The sequence below is a fragment of the Mesorhizobium sp. YC-39 genome (genome assembly GCF_025753795.1).
Taxonomy (GTDB): Bacteria; Pseudomonadota; Alphaproteobacteria; order Rhizobiales; family Rhizobiaceae; genus Mesorhizobium.
On the sequence record NZ_JAOWPS010000032.1, the window covers coordinates 1 to 953 of the forward strand.

Consider the following 953-nt stretch of genomic DNA (forward strand, 5'->3'; position numbering starts at 1 on the left):
GAATCGAGGGCGGAGGTCGGCGAAAAGCAGCTCGTCGCTGTGTTTTTCTTTTTATTTCAAATAGATAAACCTCAAGCCCGTCAGTAGGGGTCTGTCCGCCAAAACCGCTTATTCGCGAAGGCCTTGCCCGATCCGGTTTTGAAATATCGCTCGAGTTGTCGTGCGTTGGCCTCGGTTTCAACCGCAATGTAGGCCTTCAGAGCTACAGGCAGACACGCCTTGGTCGAAGTCACAGAGCCTGATCGATGCGATTCGAAACGGCGTCGAAGGTCATTCGTCGACCCGACATAGACATCGCCGTTGTGAAGTTGCAGGAAGTAGACGTACCACATGGTCCCCCTACGCTACTTCGTAGCTTCGGGCGACACTCCTACGCCCAAATGCGGTTCCGGGTGGCCTGCCACCCGAAGCCCGCAGGGCGTAGGGTGGCGGAGAGGATGGGATTCGAACCCACGAGAAGCTTTTGACCTCTACTCCCTTAGCAGGGGAGCGCCTTCGACCACTCGGCCACCTCTCCGTTGCGCCGCTGGATAAAGAAAAGTGTCGGCACAATCAACAAGCCGGCGCCATTATCGCCGAAAAATCCGGCTTCCGCCGAAATGCCGCTTTGGTCATGCGGCGATTCCATGGCGATTCCCGGGCCGGTGGCTCCGGAATACCGTCGCAATTCCGGCGGGTGATCGCCGGAATCGGCCGGATTGCAAGGGCTCCGCAGGGGGCGATGGTTAATGGGAGCTTTCCGAGTGAGGCCAAATCGTGTCATTTGTGCAACAACGTTTGGGGATAGCGTCTGCACAGACCTTTTGCCGGTACGATCGTGGTTGAACGCCGCCGCCCCATGGGTAATGTCGGATTCGAAGGAGCGGCGCGGTGCGCATCTTTTTCGGTTAGTGGGGATGGGGCAGGGAACGCTGTCCTTCAGCAAAGAATACCCAGACCCGTTTTTTAACTTT

Annotated in this window: 2 protein-coding genes and 1 tRNA gene; all 3 read right to left on the bottom strand. The window is 57.2% G+C overall.

Annotation, left to right across the window (positions count from 1 at the left end):
- Nucleotides 1-80: 80 nt before the first annotated feature.
- On the bottom strand, nucleotides 81-332 hold the full coding sequence (locus tag OHD62_RS35525) for a GIY-YIG nuclease family protein (protein WP_263792413.1): 252 nt from the start codon (nucleotides 330-332) through the stop codon (nucleotides 81-83).
- A gap of 94 nt (nucleotides 333-426) precedes the next feature.
- Nucleotides 427-517 (bottom strand) — tRNA-Ser (locus OHD62_RS35530).
- The coding region (locus OHD62_RS35535) for a hypothetical protein (protein ID WP_263792415.1) at nucleotides 479-953 on the bottom strand (475 nt) is incomplete at its 5' end. The genes OHD62_RS35530 and OHD62_RS35535, both read right to left, overlap by 39 nt.

Excerpts from the sequence above, each read along its gene's own strand:
- OHD62_RS35525 (WP_263792413.1), bottom strand. The coding sequence starts at position 332 with ATGTGGTACGTCTACTTCCTGCAACTTCACAACGGCGATGTCTATGTC.